This window comes from Wenyingzhuangia sp. IMCC45467, from assembly GCF_054111205.1.
Genome location: NZ_CM134196.1, coordinates 322,726 through 338,226, shown reverse-complemented (window position 1 = coordinate 338,226; position 15,501 = coordinate 322,726). Strand labels below are relative to the sequence as shown.

At 28.2% G+C, this 15,501-nt stretch carries 17 protein-coding genes; all 17 read left to right on the top strand.

The window, feature by feature from the left end; genetic code table 11:
* The first annotated feature begins 99 nt into the window (after nt 1-99).
* The 17 genes from ACXGQT_RS01560 to ACXGQT_RS01480 all read left to right on the top strand — a co-directional run bounded on the left by ACXGQT_RS01560 (nt 100) and on the right by ACXGQT_RS01480 (nt 15,360).
* Nucleotides 100-594 carry a hypothetical protein gene (locus tag ACXGQT_RS01560; RefSeq protein ID WP_457829669.1) on the top strand — a complete coding sequence of 165 codons (495 nt, stop codon included), beginning with the start codon at nt 100-102 and terminating at the stop codon, nt 592-594.
* Nucleotides 595-863: 269 nt separating this feature from the next.
* Nucleotides 864-1,325, top strand: a complete 462-nt coding sequence (locus ACXGQT_RS01555) for a helix-turn-helix domain-containing protein (RefSeq protein ID WP_457829545.1) — start codon at nt 864-866, stop codon at nt 1,323-1,325.
* Entirely contained in the window at nt 1,253-2,119 is an 867-nt protein-coding gene (locus ACXGQT_RS01550; RefSeq protein WP_457830793.1) for an IS3 family transposase, read from the top strand. The genes ACXGQT_RS01555 and ACXGQT_RS01550 overlap by 73 nt, the downstream gene beginning before the upstream one ends.
* Before the next feature lie 61 nt (nt 2,120-2,180).
* Nucleotides 2,181-3,554 carry a hypothetical protein gene (locus ACXGQT_RS01545; protein WP_457829668.1) on the top strand — a complete coding sequence of 458 codons (1,374 nt, stop codon included), beginning with the start codon at nt 2,181-2,183 and terminating at the stop codon, nt 3,552-3,554.
* Between the two features lie 840 nt (nt 3,555-4,394).
* Nucleotides 4,395-5,324, top strand: coding sequence for a hypothetical protein (locus ACXGQT_RS01540; RefSeq protein ID WP_457829667.1), 930 nt, complete (start codon nt 4,395-4,397; stop codon nt 5,322-5,324).
* A gap of 283 nt (nt 5,325-5,607) precedes the next feature.
* Nucleotides 5,608-5,901, top strand: a complete 294-nt coding sequence (locus ACXGQT_RS01535; protein ID WP_457829666.1) for a nucleotidyltransferase family protein — start codon at nt 5,608-5,610, stop codon at nt 5,899-5,901.
* Nucleotides 5,894-6,244, top strand: coding sequence for a HepT-like ribonuclease domain-containing protein (locus tag ACXGQT_RS01530; RefSeq protein ID WP_010136304.1), 351 nt, complete (start codon nt 5,894-5,896; stop codon nt 6,242-6,244). The genes ACXGQT_RS01535 and ACXGQT_RS01530 overlap by 8 nt, the downstream gene beginning before the upstream one ends.
* A gap of 241 nt (nt 6,245-6,485) precedes the next feature.
* The gene (locus ACXGQT_RS01525) at nt 6,486-7,475 is read left to right on the top strand and encodes a DUF2971 domain-containing protein (protein ID WP_457829665.1); all 990 of its coding nucleotides are present in this window, start codon (nt 6,486-6,488) and stop codon (nt 7,473-7,475) included.
* A gap of 487 nt (nt 7,476-7,962) precedes the next feature.
* Nucleotides 7,963-8,448: a hypothetical protein gene (locus ACXGQT_RS01520; RefSeq protein WP_457829664.1), complete on the top strand. Its 486-nt coding sequence runs from the start codon at nt 7,963-7,965 to the stop codon at nt 8,446-8,448.
* A gap of 224 nt (nt 8,449-8,672) precedes the next feature.
* Nucleotides 8,673-8,843: a hypothetical protein gene (locus ACXGQT_RS01515; RefSeq protein WP_457829663.1), complete on the top strand. Its 171-nt coding sequence runs from the start codon at nt 8,673-8,675 to the stop codon at nt 8,841-8,843.
* A 647-nt stretch (nt 8,844-9,490) separates the two neighbouring features.
* Nucleotides 9,491-10,051, top strand: a complete 561-nt coding sequence (locus tag ACXGQT_RS01510; RefSeq protein WP_457829662.1) for a hypothetical protein — start codon at nt 9,491-9,493, stop codon at nt 10,049-10,051.
* 208 nt (nt 10,052-10,259) lie between these two features.
* Nucleotides 10,260-10,754, top strand: a complete 495-nt coding sequence (locus ACXGQT_RS01505; protein WP_457829661.1) for a hypothetical protein — start codon at nt 10,260-10,262, stop codon at nt 10,752-10,754.
* 284 nt (nt 10,755-11,038) lie between these two features.
* Nucleotides 11,039-11,437 carry a lysozyme inhibitor LprI family protein gene (locus tag ACXGQT_RS01500; protein WP_457829660.1) on the top strand — a complete coding sequence of 133 codons (399 nt, stop codon included), beginning with the start codon at nt 11,039-11,041 and terminating at the stop codon, nt 11,435-11,437.
* A 1,179-nt stretch (nt 11,438-12,616) separates the two neighbouring features.
* Nucleotides 12,617-13,324, top strand: a complete 708-nt coding sequence (locus tag ACXGQT_RS01495; protein ID WP_457829659.1) for a DUF2971 domain-containing protein — start codon at nt 12,617-12,619, stop codon at nt 13,322-13,324.
* 269 nt (nt 13,325-13,593) lie between these two features.
* A complete protein-coding gene (locus tag ACXGQT_RS01490; protein ID WP_457829545.1) occupies nt 13,594-14,055 on the top strand; it encodes a helix-turn-helix domain-containing protein in 462 nt (153 codons plus the stop codon).
* Nucleotides 13,983-14,849 (top strand): IS3 family transposase, encoded by an 867-nt coding sequence (locus ACXGQT_RS01485; RefSeq protein ID WP_457830793.1) that lies wholly within the window; start codon nt 13,983-13,985, stop codon nt 14,847-14,849. Before ACXGQT_RS01490 ends, ACXGQT_RS01485 begins: the two co-directional genes overlap by 73 nt.
* Nucleotides 14,850-14,901: 52 nt before the next feature.
* Entirely contained in the window at nt 14,902-15,360 is a 459-nt protein-coding gene (locus ACXGQT_RS01480) for a hypothetical protein (protein ID WP_457829658.1), read from the top strand.
* Nucleotides 15,361-15,501 lie beyond the last annotated feature (141 nt).

The following is a 15,501-nucleotide window of genomic DNA, read 5'->3' as shown; positions in this document are numbered from 1 at the left end:
TTAGTCCGTGTTCGAAAATCTTGTCGATTTTCAATCCCGCACAAAGCCTAGCTAAAACCGTTGTGTGCAATCTGAAAATGAAAATCTGAAGAAATATAAATGAAATTAGGAATACCAAAAAAAACTGAAAGAAATATTACTCGAATGATTTTGAGAGCAATTCCTATAATTCCTGGACCTGAAATTTATGACATTTTTGTTGACTTGAAACAAGGGAAAAAATCAATAAATGAAAAAATTGAAAAAGCGTATATTTCTTTAAAAGATACTTCTGAATTGATTAGTGATTTGGAAAATGATTTAATTGAAAGAACCGAAAAAGTAAAAGATCTCAAAGAAAAATATGAAGAATATTCTAAACTTGCAGATATTGAAGAAGAAAAAATACAACCGCTAATTAATCAACTAGAAAAAACTGTTGGAAAAGGAAAAATAGCAGAAAGAATTATTTCTTTCTTTATAAATTTAATTGCTGGAATTTTAATTTTTTTATTAGGAATTTGGGCTTCACCAAAAATTAATGAATGGTATAATAAAAATGACACAAAAATAGAGAAAGTTGAAATGAATGAAAATAATGAAATTAAAAAATAAAGACAGCACACAACACCGGCTAAACTTCATGCGGGTTTTGTGCTAACTTCAAAGTTTTGTGTATATTTACTAAGTCGCCAAATCTTGTTGATTTGGCTTTGTGAAATCAAAGAAACAAAACCAAACAAAAAGCTTCGGCTTAGTCCGTGTTCGAAAATCTGTCCGATTTTCAATCCCGCACAAAGCCTAGCCAAAACCGTTGGCTGTAATTAAAAAAAATGTAATTTCCTGAAATAGGTTGACTAAAAATTAAACACTTTAGTTAAACTATGGACACAAACAAAAAAACACCCTGTCGAAAAAAAAACTACGAAAAAGTTACTTTTCAACACAAATTATTTGTCATTGACCAAATTCAAAATGGTCAAATATCTGTAAACTTTGCTGCTAAGAAATATAACATTTCTAGATCTACCATTTCTTATTGGTTAAATAAATACAGTACTTTGCATCAACAAAATACAGGTATGAGTAAACTAAACGAAATAAAAAAATTAAAGCAACGTATTGAAGAATTGGAGTTTGTAAAAGACTTTCAACAGGATATCATTGCAGATATGGAAATCATTACAGGTGTCGATATGTCAAAAAAGTCATTGCCCGAAACATTAGCAAAAGAGATAGAAATAAAGAAGATAAACCTTTTAAAAGAAAATGGATCTATCAATGCTTCGGGGTCAGTAAACAAGCCTTCTACAAAAGAATCAAAACACTCGAAAACAAAGAAATAAACGATAAAAAAAGAATCATAATGGTCCAAAAATATCGTAAAAATGTTGGACAAAGATCTGGTGGTATAAAACTTCATAAAGAACTTAAAGAGCAGATGATTGGACAAAATATATACATCGGAAGAGACAAGTTTTATCGTTTTTTAAGACAATATAACTTGCTGGTGCCTAGGATTAAAAACTACCATACTACAACAAACTCAAATCATCAGTTTAGAAAGTATAAAAACATCGTAAAAAAACAAGTACCTACAAGACCTGAACAGCTTTGGGTGACGGATATAACCTATATTAAAACCCAACATGGACATAATTATTTAGCATTGGTAACAGATGCCTATTCTAAGCAAATTATGGGTTATAACCTTGCAAACCATATGAGAACATCCCTTTGTACCCAAGCGCTCGCTATGGCTATTAAAAACAGGAAATACCCTAATAAAAAACTTATTCATCATTCAGATAGAGGGTTTCAATATTGCAACCCCAAATACACCGAATTTGCTGAAAATAATGGAATGACAATGAGTATGACAGAACAATACGACCCTTATGAAAATGCCCTAGCTGAGAGAATTAATCAAACTTTGAAATACGAATACGGACTAAAATTAACAATCAAAAACACAGCTATTGCTCAGAAAATGACAAAACAAGCTGTTTATATTTATAATAATCTTAGAACGCATTTTAGTCTTGATTTAAGAAAGCCGGCTGAAGTACATCTAAATCCAAACATCAAATACAAATCATATCGTAGAAATAATGTAAATTTACCTGAACTTACTATTTAGATAAGAAGATAATCAACCTAAAAAAAGGGCAACCTATATCAGGATAAGACAAAATCATATAATGGACTACTTTGATACACAGAATGAAAAATTGTATGACTTTCTGAATGAAACATTTAAAATAAATAAATATAGAAATTGGGATGATATTTCAAAAAATATCACAAAGGAAAAAGTAAAAAGAACATATCGCTTATTTGCTAAATTATTTCCACGTAATTTTGACTATACTAAAGAATTAGAAAAAACAAAAGAATCATTTTCAAGTATTCATTGTTCTACATTAGAAGCAAATAATATAATCGATGAAATTGTTAGATTTTCTTTATACACAGATAAAATTTTAGTTTTCCATCCACTACAAAATCCTGCTGTTACAAGTCAAGAGTTAGACCCTAGAAGGAATTCTAAAAAATGGTTACCCGATTTTTTAAATGCTCTGTATTTTTACATAGTAATACAAAAATGGGTAAAATCAGGTATTGTAAAACTAATTATAAATCCGTGTGAATACGACATTAACTTAAGAAATGACATAGATTCTCAAGTAAAAAAAAGAATGTTAAACTCTAATCATGAAGAGTTTGAAAGGTTATCACATGAATTTTCACTAGATAAACTTGCACAAAATTTTGCAGTACATTTAAAAAATAAAAACAAAAATCAAATAGTTGAAAACCTACTTTCGCTAGAGAGTCCTATTTTCACAGAATTTGAAGCAGAAGAATTTTCAATTAGAATTCTTGAAAATATTAATAAAATCAATCCTTTATGGGAGAAATTAGATAAAAGTAATTTTAATCAAAACGGAATGATTAATCCAACCAAAGGCGGAGGATCTATTGAATCTATGCAATATATTTCGAAAATAACAGGAGGTAATATATATACTCCTTCAAAAGCTACTTGGTTTCAAATGAAAGAAATCGGAATTAATGACTTTTGGTCAAAAACGAATCATTTATATTCAAATATACCCTTAAAATTTTTAAACAATGTAGATACAGCTTTTGCATTAAAAATGAGAGAAGAAGGTAGATTATTTGGAGTTCGTAAAGAGCTAAAAAACATATATGCTGAGCTTTCTAAAATTAATATAAATGAACTCGATGAAAATAAAATAAAATTCTTACAAGGAAATTTTCTGGAAGAAGTACGTAAAGCTGAATCTGAATGGAATCTTATTAATGAGCAAGCAAATATTTCTAGAAGACATTGGGCAACTACAACAACAAGTGTAGGAGTTCCTTTAATAATAAACGAAATATCTATTCTTCCTTTAGCTATTTCATCATTAGGTTGGCTTTATAAAAATGAAAAATCCTTGAAAATTAAACAAACTGATTTTAGGGTTCAAAAACCTCTTTCTGTTTACATCGATTTAAAGAATAAGAAACAAAATTATTTAACTGAACTTAAAAATTGTATACTATAAAAACTACAGCCAACAACGGCTAAACTTCATGCGGGTTTAGTTCTAACTTCAAAGTTTTGTGTATATTTACTAAGTCGCCAAATCTTGTTGATTTGGCTTTGTGAAACCAAAGAAACAAAACCAAACAAAAAGCTTCGGCTTAGTCCGTACTCGAAAATCTTGTCGATTTTCAAGCCCGCACAAAGCCTAGCCAAAACCGTTAGTTTAAACAACCACGAAAATTTCTGGTCGAAATTTACGCAGTTATTTAAATCGAACGGTAATCATAAGTTTGAAACCAGTGCTGACTCAAAAAAAATCAAAACGAAACTTATCTTTCTCAGCTGAAAAAAACCTTTGTTTGCGTAAAAAATGAATTTGGGAAAATCCAGTAATTGATAATTTTTCTCTAGCCGATAATGATTTGAAAACTTATGTTACGTGTTAAAGTGTACGTAAAAATTAAACAATATTTTCTTCTCTAATTATTTGAAAAATACTTGTAGAAAATGAAGAATTTTATAGAGTTACGTGCTGAAATGTACGCTAAAATCACTTCGTTGATAATTTGTCTTTAACCGATAAATATCTACAAGCAAAACGTTGAAATTATCGTAGCAACTCAAGATGAAAATCGTTGCGGATAATTGGGAAACTTATTTTCTCCTAATGAACTTTTAAATATGAAATAGTTGCATAAACTAACAACAGCTAAAAAACATAGCTTTTTTGTGCTTAATCAAAGTTGGTTTTCTGTTTATTTTGTGTAGTTTTAGTCTGAAAATTAATTGCTAGTTTACTCGCTACGTTTCCTAGCTAAAACCGTTGTGCGTCATTTCACAAAAAAATCCTGAATTTAATATGCTTAATGAAAAAGATTTCTTTTGGAAAAATTTTAGATTAGGAACAGAACTACAAAACTCTGGCACCTTTATCTATAACGGAATTTTTAACTTAGATAATATTGAATACTTTAGGTATGAAGAAGAATGTTTTGAATTTTTATATAATATTTCAGTTGGAATTGAAAGATTAGAAAAAATATTAATAATTCTTATTGAACACGACAGCATAAAATCGCAAAAAGATTTTAAAGATTCTTTAATTACTCACAATCATTTAACTTTATTAAATCGTATTAAAAAACAAAGAAAATTAAGTTTAGGAAAGATACACACAAAGTTTCTTCAATTATTAACTGAGTTTTACAAATCTACGAGATACGAAAGATTTAATATTTCTTCAGTATTTAAACCACCACAAGAAAAAGAAATGTTAGTTCAATTTCTTCAAAATGAATTAAAATTAGAATTAACTGAATATCCAATACAATTACTTGAAAACACCGATAATATTAAAAGATTTTTAGGAAAAATAATTAAAAAAATATCTCTTACTTTTTATGAATTAATTAGAGAGGAAACATCACGATTAAAAATATTTACACACGAAATAAGATACAATTCTAAAGCTTATAAAATTTTTATAGAACAAGAATTTGAATTTAAGAATGAGAAACTAATGCAAAGAGAAGTACTTTTACACTTACTTAAAAATATTCCCAATAATAATTTTAAAAAATTCATAAATTCTATCAATCCTCTTGAGTTTGAAAACTTCCATACAAATCATTATATACAAAGTATTTTAAATATCCACAAAGACACAAGTGTAAAAGATGAAATGATATATTTATATGAAGAAAACAAACCATCACAAGATAGACTAAATGAAATTTCTGCTATTGGGTCGAATGTAAATTTTGAACTATTTAATGACATTGATGAATAATTTTATTATGGAAAAACGTCGCACAACACCGGCTAAACTTCATGCGGGGTTTTGTGCTTACTTCAAAGTTTTGTGTATATTTACTAAGTCGCCAAATCTTGTTGATTTGGCTTTGTGAAACCAAAGAAACAAATCCAAACAAAAAGCTTCGGCTTAGTACGTGTTCGAAAATCTTGTCGATTTTCAAGCCCGCACAAAGCCTAGCCAAAACCGTTACCTAACATTAAAAAATCTCGTTGATAAGTTATCATCACTTAATTTTAATTATCTTTGAAATATGTTAATGATAGATAAAAATATAAAACGAGTTAAAACTTTATGCAAAAAACATAAGGTTGAAAAGTTGTATCTATTTGGTTCTGCCACAAATGAAACATTTTCAGAAAATAGTGATATTGATTTTCTTGTAAAATTTAACATATCTGACTTAAGTCTATATTTTGACAATTACATTTCTTTTAAAGAAAAACTAGGAAAAATATTTAAACGAAATATTGATTTAGTAGAAGAGCAAACTCTTAAAAATCCTGTTTTAATTAATTCAATAAATAAGAATAAAGAATTAATTTATGGATGAGAGAATACTTAAATGGTTATATGATATCCATTTTGCTTTAGAAGAAATTGAATCTTATTTTGAAAATACTGAAAAAGACTTTTTTGAGTATCGAAAAAACACAATGCTTAAGAGAGCTGTAGAAAGAGATTTAGAAATTATCGGAGAAGCTGTTAATCGAATTTTAAAACGAGATCCAGATTTTGAAAAATTCATCTCTAATGCAAAAGCTATAATTGGTTTGAGAAATCAAGTTATACATGCATACGATAATATCTCAGATGAAAATATTTGGTCAATTATTATAAATCATATTCCGAAACTTAAAAATGAAGTTGAAAGCTTAATAGCTGAAAACAAATAAAAACGTTAGGTAACACCGGCTAAACTTCATGCGGGTTTTGTGCTTACTTCAAAGTTTTGTGTATATTTACTAAGTCGCCAAATCTTGTTGATTTGGCTTTGTGAAATCAAAGAAACAAATCCAAACAAAAAGCTTCGGCTTAGTCCGTGTTCGAAAATCTGGCCGATTTTCAACCCCGCACAAAGCCTAGCCAAACACGTTATGCAAAATAGTTCAAAAACAGAAATTTTATTAAAGGAGAATGCCTGAAAACAACAATATGGAACCGACGAAATTACAAGGTAAAGAAAAAATTGTATACCATTATTGTAGCATTGAATCAATGTATGGTATATTAAATAACAAATCCTTTTGGTTAACATTTCTTGAATCTTCAAATGACTCTACTGAGTTAGTATTGGGTGAAAAAATTATTAAAGAAGCTGTTCAAGAACTTAGAGACGAATACCCTGAACATGATGATGTTTATAATAAAATTTTATCTGCTCCTAAAGATAAAAATTACATTAAATTTAGACCTAGATTTAAATATTATGGTTTATCGCTAGTTGAAGACAAGGACAGCTTAACCCATTGGGAAAGATATGCTAATAATTCACAAGGTGTATGTATAGGTTTCAATATTAATTTCTTAGAATTTTATACGGAAATGGATACCAGATTAGGTTTTGATTGGTTGCAAAGTATTCCAATAATTTACAAATATCCTGAACAAATAAAATCTGCTAAATCTTCAATAATAAGTAAATTAAATAGATTAAGTGAAACACATAAAGATTTCAGTAAAGTTGAATATTTATATTCATTAATTTATTATTCAACATTACAAGAAATAAAACCTCAATATAAACACCATGGGTTTGAAAGCGAAAAAGAATATCGAATTTTTTTAAAAGAAGGAGAAGCAGAAGTATCATCAAAATTCATGAAGTCTATGATAAAAAATGCTCCTAAAAAAAGTAAAAATTTATTTAAAAAACTTAGTGAAAACACAATTGAATTAGCTGACGAATTAAATGTGTTAAAATCTAGAAAGAAATATAATACATTTAAAGATGGTATTAGAAGTTACTACTCTCTGAATTTATCAAAACTTTGGAGTGACGTTCTAATCCCAGAAATTGTATTAGGTCCGAAATGTTTTCAAAATAAAAAAGAATTAAAAAGTTTTCTGAAATTTTGCGATTTAAACAAAACAAAAGTTACAGTATCGAAAGTACCCTTAAGATAAAAACATTGCATAACACCGGCTAAACTTCATGCGGGTTCTGTGCTTACTTCAAAGTTTTGTGTATATTTACTAAGTCGCCAAATCTTGTTGATTTGGCTTTGTGAAACCAAAGAAACAAATCCAAACAAAAAGCTTCGGCTTAGTCCGTTCTCGAAAATCTTGTCGATTTTCAAGCCCGCACAAAGCCTAGCCAAAACCGTTAGCTAATATTTATGAAAAATAAATTTCAAATAATCTTTTTTATAATAATATCTCTATCAATAAATGCTTTTTCGAAATGTAAAGAACCTCATTTTAGTATATATCCATACTCTGAAAATTACCTCAGAATTCGCTAATTATAATAGAAGGAAGCACTTTTACCCAACAAGGAATTATATCCCTTTTAAACAAAAAATTCCCTGTATACTTAAAATCTGATAACGAAATTATTAATCTAATTATTAAAGATATATTTTCTGGACAATCATTAACTAGACAAGCGATTTTGATACCAGAACATGAATTAAATATAGGTATTGAATATGAATTAATAATTGACAATTTAAATAAACATGAAAAAGAACTCTTTTTGAAATATAATTCTAAATCTCAAAAATATGAGTCTATTAAATGGATAATTACAAATTCAAACCTTCCAACCGAAAGAATAAAATTAGATCCAAAATTTTTAAGTTTCAGCTCACAAAGTTACGGATGTGGACCTTCACAAAATGTAAGTTTTACATTTGCAGATTCAAAAAATAACTCAGAAATATTAAAAACTGAATTAGTTGAAATAAGTACTAATACAAAAACTACTTACTGTATTATTAAAAGAAAAGGAAAGGATTTATCCATTGGAAGAAATATGTGTGGTGGAAATTTCTATTTTAATTTAAATTTTTTATATAAAATAAGGTTTAATATAATTGACAATAACGGAAATGAATCTGAAAATTGGTCTGAATGGATTCAATTTGAAACTAATTAAAAAAACATTAGCTAACACCGGCTAAACTTCATGCGGGTTCTGTGCTTTCTCAAAGTTTTGTGTATATTTACTAAGTCGCCAAATCTTGTTGATTTGGCTTTGTGAAAACCAAAGAAACAAAACCAAACAAAAAGCTTCGGCTTAGTCCGTGTTCGAAAATCTTGTCGATTTTCAATCCCGCACAAAGCCTAGCCAAAACCGTTGCCAAACATTAAAATTAAAACTTGAAATTAAATAAACCACATCTAAAATTACATGAAATTGATAATCAACTTGTACTCGATATTGATACGTGGGAATTAACAGATATTATTGATGATTATTTAACAGAAGAATGTAAAGTTGAATATGAATATTTAGAAGAAATATCATCTCTAAATTATGGAAAATTTTAATAAAACTTCTTGAAAATTATACAAATAAAGAACTTATTGATATTGTGAGAAAACAACGGGTTATTGAAAATTATAAATACACGAAAACCAAAATAGTGAATTTAATTATAAAATTCTTATTGATAATATTTTCTAGTTTCGTTGCTTTTTTTAATCTTTTTGAGTGGTATACTGTTGGTGTTTTAAAGAGAATTGAAAAGTATCCATTTGGCGGAGAAGGTCCTGTACCATATTATTATGAAACACCTTCTTTGTATTCTAAAATATGTCTTTTTTGGGGCATTATTTTTTTAAGCTTATTGTTTTTATATGTCTACGCAATTGTTAAGAAAAGAAAAAAAATGAATCTAGTTATTTTTGTAATTAATATTTTATTAATACTAATTATGTATCTACATGGAATGATAAGAACATAACAAATTTTCTGAAAATAAAAACGTTAGGCAACACCGGCTAAACTTCATGCGGGTTTTGTGCTTACTTCAAAGTTTTGTGTATATTTACTAAGTCGCCAAATCTTGTTGATTTGGCTTAGTTTAAACCAAAAGAAACAAAACCAAACAAAAAGCTTCGGCTTAGTACGTAATCGAAAATCTGTCCGATTTTCAATCCCGCACAAAGCCTAGCCAAAACCGTTGTACTACATTATGAAGAAAAATTTGATTATTCTTTTGTTATTTATATCTGTTAGTACTTTTTCACAACTATGTGATGGAATTTCTAAAATGGATTTTCTTAAGACAATTAATAGTTTGGATAGTATAACTATTCGAAAAACTAGTATTTCAATGTTAATGGGATATAACCTTCATAAAAATGGACTACCTGAATTGGGACTTTCTTTATATACATTTAATTGCCGACCTCCTCATCCTGCAAGTGGATATTTATATATTGGATCCGAGTTTAATAAAGAACGAGGACAGGAGTGGATATACGGACCAAAAGTAGGTTTTATGATTACTGGCGGTTTTGCATTTGGGAGTAGTTTAATTTATTATAATAATTCAAAAGAAAGTTCATTGAGATTTAGACCAGAAATTGGAATAGGATTTGGAGCCTTTTCTATAACTTATGGATACAATATTCCATTATTGAATAAAGGATTTTCCGATATAAATCGAAATAATTTTAGTCTGAAATATAACTTTGAAATTTATAAATTAAAAGAAACAAAGATATCAAAGAGATGGAAAAATAAAACGTAGTACAACACCGGCTAAAATTAATGCGGGCTTTATTTTAAACTTCAATGTTTTGCGTATATTTACTTAGTCGCCAAATCTTGTTGATTTGGCTTAGTTTAACTAAAAATACAAAACCAAACAAAAAGCTTTGGCTTAGTGCAAGTTCGAAAATCCGCAGATTTTCTCCCCGCACTAATCCTATCCAAACCCGTTAGCTAAAATTATAAAAATGAAAAAGAATTTATTTCTAATAATTATTCTATCATTTATCACTATTAGTTGTGAATTATTTGAAGAAGATGTAGCCCCAAGAGAATTTATTTTTAAAAATTATACTAATAATGAATATAATGACACCAAAATTCATTTTGGTCAAATAATTGAAAATAATACAATTCAAATACGAAAAACAGAGTATATAGATATTTCATCTAGAAAAGAAAATGTAGGATACTTTGAAATTAGCACAGGAAAATCTGAAAATTGGGATAAAGTCATTAACAAATACATTAATGACGGTAATGATATAGGTTGTTTTATTATTGAGTTATCGGATGATAGAAAAATTTATATTAGAATTCTTTATGCTGAAGATGGAATTTTTAGTGGTTTAGATATTCCCAGTTTATTCGAAATAACAATAACAGAAGACAAGTTTACTACAATATATAATACAAATAAATTAAATGATATTTTGGTTGAAGAATATTCAATCTTATACTAAAACACAAATTTATTGACTTTTGATATAGAAGTTCAATAATCAATTAAATAGTTATTCCAAACTTTAGCTAACAACGGCTAAAATTAATGCGGGCTTTGGTTTAAACTTCAATGTTTTGTGTATATTTACTAAGTCGCCAAATCTTGTTGATTTGGCTTAGTTTAACTAAAAAATACAAAACCAAACAAAAAGCTTCGGCTTAGTCCGTGTTCGAAAATCCGCAGATTTTCTCCCCGCACTAATCCTAGCCAAACCCGTTAGCTGCAACCGTTTAAAAAAAATAAATGAAAAAAATAATTTCCATTTTCGCTTTTATAATTTCATTAAATGTTTCTTCACAAGATTTTAATGAAAGTTTGAAAAAGCTAGAAACTGAAAATCAGAAATGTTTAGATAAAGGAAAATTCATGTATGAATGTTCCCTTTCATTTTATAAAAAATCTGATAGCTTATTAAATATTGTTTATAAGCAAGTTCGTGAAAAAATGAACTCTGCTGAAAAAGACAAATTAAAAAACGAGCAGTTAAAATGGTTGAAAATTAGAAATCAAAAATTTGAAAATATAAATAATTCTGACACTAGACTAGGTAATGGACTTGATAATTTAATGATTAAAGAACAAGAAAAAGCTGTTATTGTAAACGAAAGGACAAAATACTTGATTTTAAAATTTAAACCTTGAATTTTTACTAATATCATGGTTGAATAAGTTACAACTAAGAATAAATATTTTAAAGAATGAATAATATCTACAAACTAAGTATTTTTCATGAATGATTTAAGAAAGGATCAAAAAAGAATTACCTGAATTAAATGTTTAAATATTTGAAATATATTTAAAACACGAAATTGGCAGCAGCTAACAACGGCTAAACTTCATGCGGGTTTTGTGCTTACTTCAAAGTTTTGTGTATATTTACTAAGTCGCCAAATCTTGTTGATTTGGCTTTGTGAAATCAAAGAAACAAATCCAAACAAAAAGCTTCGGCTTAGTTGCGTGTTCGAAAATCTTGCCGATTTTCAAGCCCGCACAAAGCCTAGCCAAAACCGTTAGCTAAAATAAAATCGTAGCGGCGTTTTCCGTAGAATTATCAATATAATTTGAAACTTTTTAACTTCTCTCCTATTTTGAAATTTATCATAAAATAAGAGCATTTAATTAGCTGAAAATTACTGACTTTTTCGTTCTACATAAATGCTTAAAAAATATTTCTGTCAAAAATTAACATTCTTATCAGCGAAAATATTTTAAAAGTCATGACAAAAAACTTGTGTTTAAAAAACAGTAACTGCGAAAAATATCAAGTTTTTGAGAAATTATTTAAACTTAAAAAAATTATATTTTCTTGATAAATAAAAACAGTAGAAACGCCTAAGAAATTATCGTAGTTGCGTGAAATTATTAAGTTTTTGAAACATTAACTAAACATAAAAAGTTCTTCTTTTCTTGATAATTGAAAACAGTAGAAACGTGTAGGAAATTATCGTAATTACGTGAAATCATATCTCTTTTGAAAAATTATCACAATTAAGAACTTTAACTATTCTAATTTTTTGTAGCTGTGTGAAATGATATTTTTCTTTAAGACTTTATGTTTTTAACATGACATTTTCAATTAAAAAAATCAGTTTGAAAAATACTTTAGCTAACACCGGCTAAACTTCATGCGGGTTTTGTGCTTACTTCAAAGTTTTGTGTATATTTACTAAGTCGCCAAATCTTGTTGATTTGGCTTTGTGAAATTAAAAGAAACAAAACCAAACAAAAAGCTTCGGCTTAGTACGTGTTCGAAAATCTTGTCGATTTTCTTCCCGCACAAAGCCTAGCCAAAACCGTTAGCAAAAATATATTTAATCACACATGTATAACGAACATTACGTCTTTCAAACAAAAAATTCTTTTAACAAACCTATATGGAGATATATGGATTTTTGGAAACTATTAAATCTTTTAGAAACTAAATCTGTATTTTTCTCAAACTCCGATAATTTAGGAGATAATAACGAAGGTAGAATACCTCACTTTATTTTGGAAAGAATGATAGAAGATGATAAAGAAAAAGGTGTTAAAGTAAATGAAAATCTAAATAATTATCTAGAAAAAAACTTACGAAAAAACCATTTAATATCATCTTGGAGTTATGCCGAAAGAGAATCTTTTGCAATGTGGAAAATGTATGCAAAAGATAAGACTGGAGTTGCTATAGAAACAGACTTAAATTCTCTACAAAAATCATTTAACAAAACATCTAGAATAATATATATTGGTGAAGTAAATTATATTAACGAGGAAAATTATCACTTTTCAACTTCAAATATGTTTTATCCGTTTGTAACAAAATTAGACTTTTATCAATTTGAGAATGAAATAAGATGCATTACAATTACCCAAGAAGGGGAAGTTCCTGAAAGTAAATTAGTTGAAGTAGATTTAAATACTCTAATTAAAAAAGTACATATATCACCTAACTCAAAACCTGAGTTTCGAAAATTAATAGAATTACTGAAACATGAATATAAACTCAATTTTGAAATTTGTTATTCGAAAGTAAGTGATAGTTGGTTATAAATACATTTGCTAACACCGGCTAAACTTCATGCGGGTTTAGTGCTTACTTCAAAGTTTTGTGTATATTTACTAAGTCGCCAAATCTTGTTGATTTGGCTTTGTGAAAACAAAGAAACAAAACCAAACAAAAAGCTTCGGCTTAGTACGTGTTCGAAAATCTTGTCGATTTTCAACCCCGCACAAAGCCTAGCCAAAACCGTTAGGTGCAATTAAAGAAATTGTAATTTCCTGAAATAGGTTGACTAAAAATTAAACACTTTAGTTAAACTATGGACACAAACAAAAAAACACCCTGTCGAAAAAAAAACTACGAAAAAGTTACTTTTCAACACAAATTATTTGTCATTGACCAAATTCAAAATGGTCAAATATCTGTAAACTTTGCTGCTAAGAAATATAACATTTCTAGATCTACCATTTCTTATTGGTTAAATAAATACAGTACTTTGCATCAACAAAATACAGGTATGAGTAAACTAAACGAAATAAAAAAATTAAAGCAACGTATTGAAGAATTGGAGTTTGTAAAAGACTTTCAACAGGATATCATTGCAGATATGGAAATCATTACAGGTGTCGATATGTCAAAAAAGTCATTGCCCGAAACATTAGCAAAAGAGATAGAAATAAAGAAGATAAACCTTTTAAAAGAAAATGGATCTATCAATGCTTCGGGGTCAGTAAACAAGCCTTCTACAAAAGAATCAAAACACTCGAAAACAAAGAAATAAACGATAAAAAAAGAATCATAATGGTCCAAAAATATCGTAAAAATGTTGGACAAAGATCTGGTGGTATAAAACTTCATAAAGAACTTAAAGAGCAGATGATTGGACAAAATATATACATCGGAAGAGACAAGTTTTATCGTTTTTTAAGACAATATAACTTGCTGGTGCCTAGGATTAAAAACTACCATACTACAACAAACTCAAATCATCAGTTTAGAAAGTATAAAAACATCGTAAAAAAACAAGTACCTACAAGACCTGAACAGCTTTGGGTGACGGATATAACCTATATTAAAACCCAACATGGACATAATTATTTAGCATTGGTAACAGATGCCTATTCTAAGCAAATTATGGGTTATAACCTTGCAAACCATATGAGAACATCCCTTTGTACCCAAGCGCTCGCTATGGCTATTAAAAACAGGAAATACCCTAATAAAAAACTTATTCATCATTCAGATAGAGGGTTTCAATATTGCAACCCCAAATACACCGAATTTGCTGAAAATAATGGAATGACAATGAGTATGACAGAACAATACGACCCTTATGAAAATGCCCTAGCTGAGAGAATTAATCAAACTTTGAAATACGAATACGGACTAAAATTAACAATCAAAAACACAGCTATTGCTCAGAAAATGACAAAACAAGCTGTTTATATTTATAATAATCTTAGAACGCATTTTAGTCTTGATTTAAGAAAGCCGGCTGAAGTACATCTAAATCCAAACATCAAATACAAATCATATCGTAGAAATAATGTAAATTTACCTGAACTTACTATTTAGATAAGAAGATAATCAACCTAAAAAAAGGGCAACCTATATCAGGATAAGACAAATGAAGAAAACCATTATAATACTTTTTACGATTATTAATTCTTTTTATATTCACTCACAATCTGAAATCAAAACTTCTGACACGAGTGAAAAAGATATTTATAAATGGATTACTTCAATAAGTAAAGGAAATTTATTTATTGCTGAAAATCAAAAAAAAGAGGAGTTTCCTGTTGGAGAATTTTATAGATTAATTATCACAACATCTGAAATATATAATGGAATTTATATTGAAAAAGGAATTGAAAGTGAAAATGGAGGTGGAACGAAAATAATTTGGAAAAGATTAGTAAATGAAGATGACCTTTACTCGAATTTTCACTTGAAAGGAGAATTTTCGGGTGTGGAATTTGTTAAATGGAATTCTTGGAATTCATTTATTTTAAAAATACAAGGTGAAAAATATAAATTTAATAATATTAACAAGAAAGGAATTATAGTTGAGAAAATGAAAGAATAAAAACTGCACCTAACACCGTGTAAAAAAAATTGCTAGTAAAAGCCTACTTACGAAAATCCTCTCGGATTTTCTTGGTTCGTGTTTTATTTATTAACTTAGTCCCTAAACCACGCAACTTTTCTTAACACAAACACGTTAGCC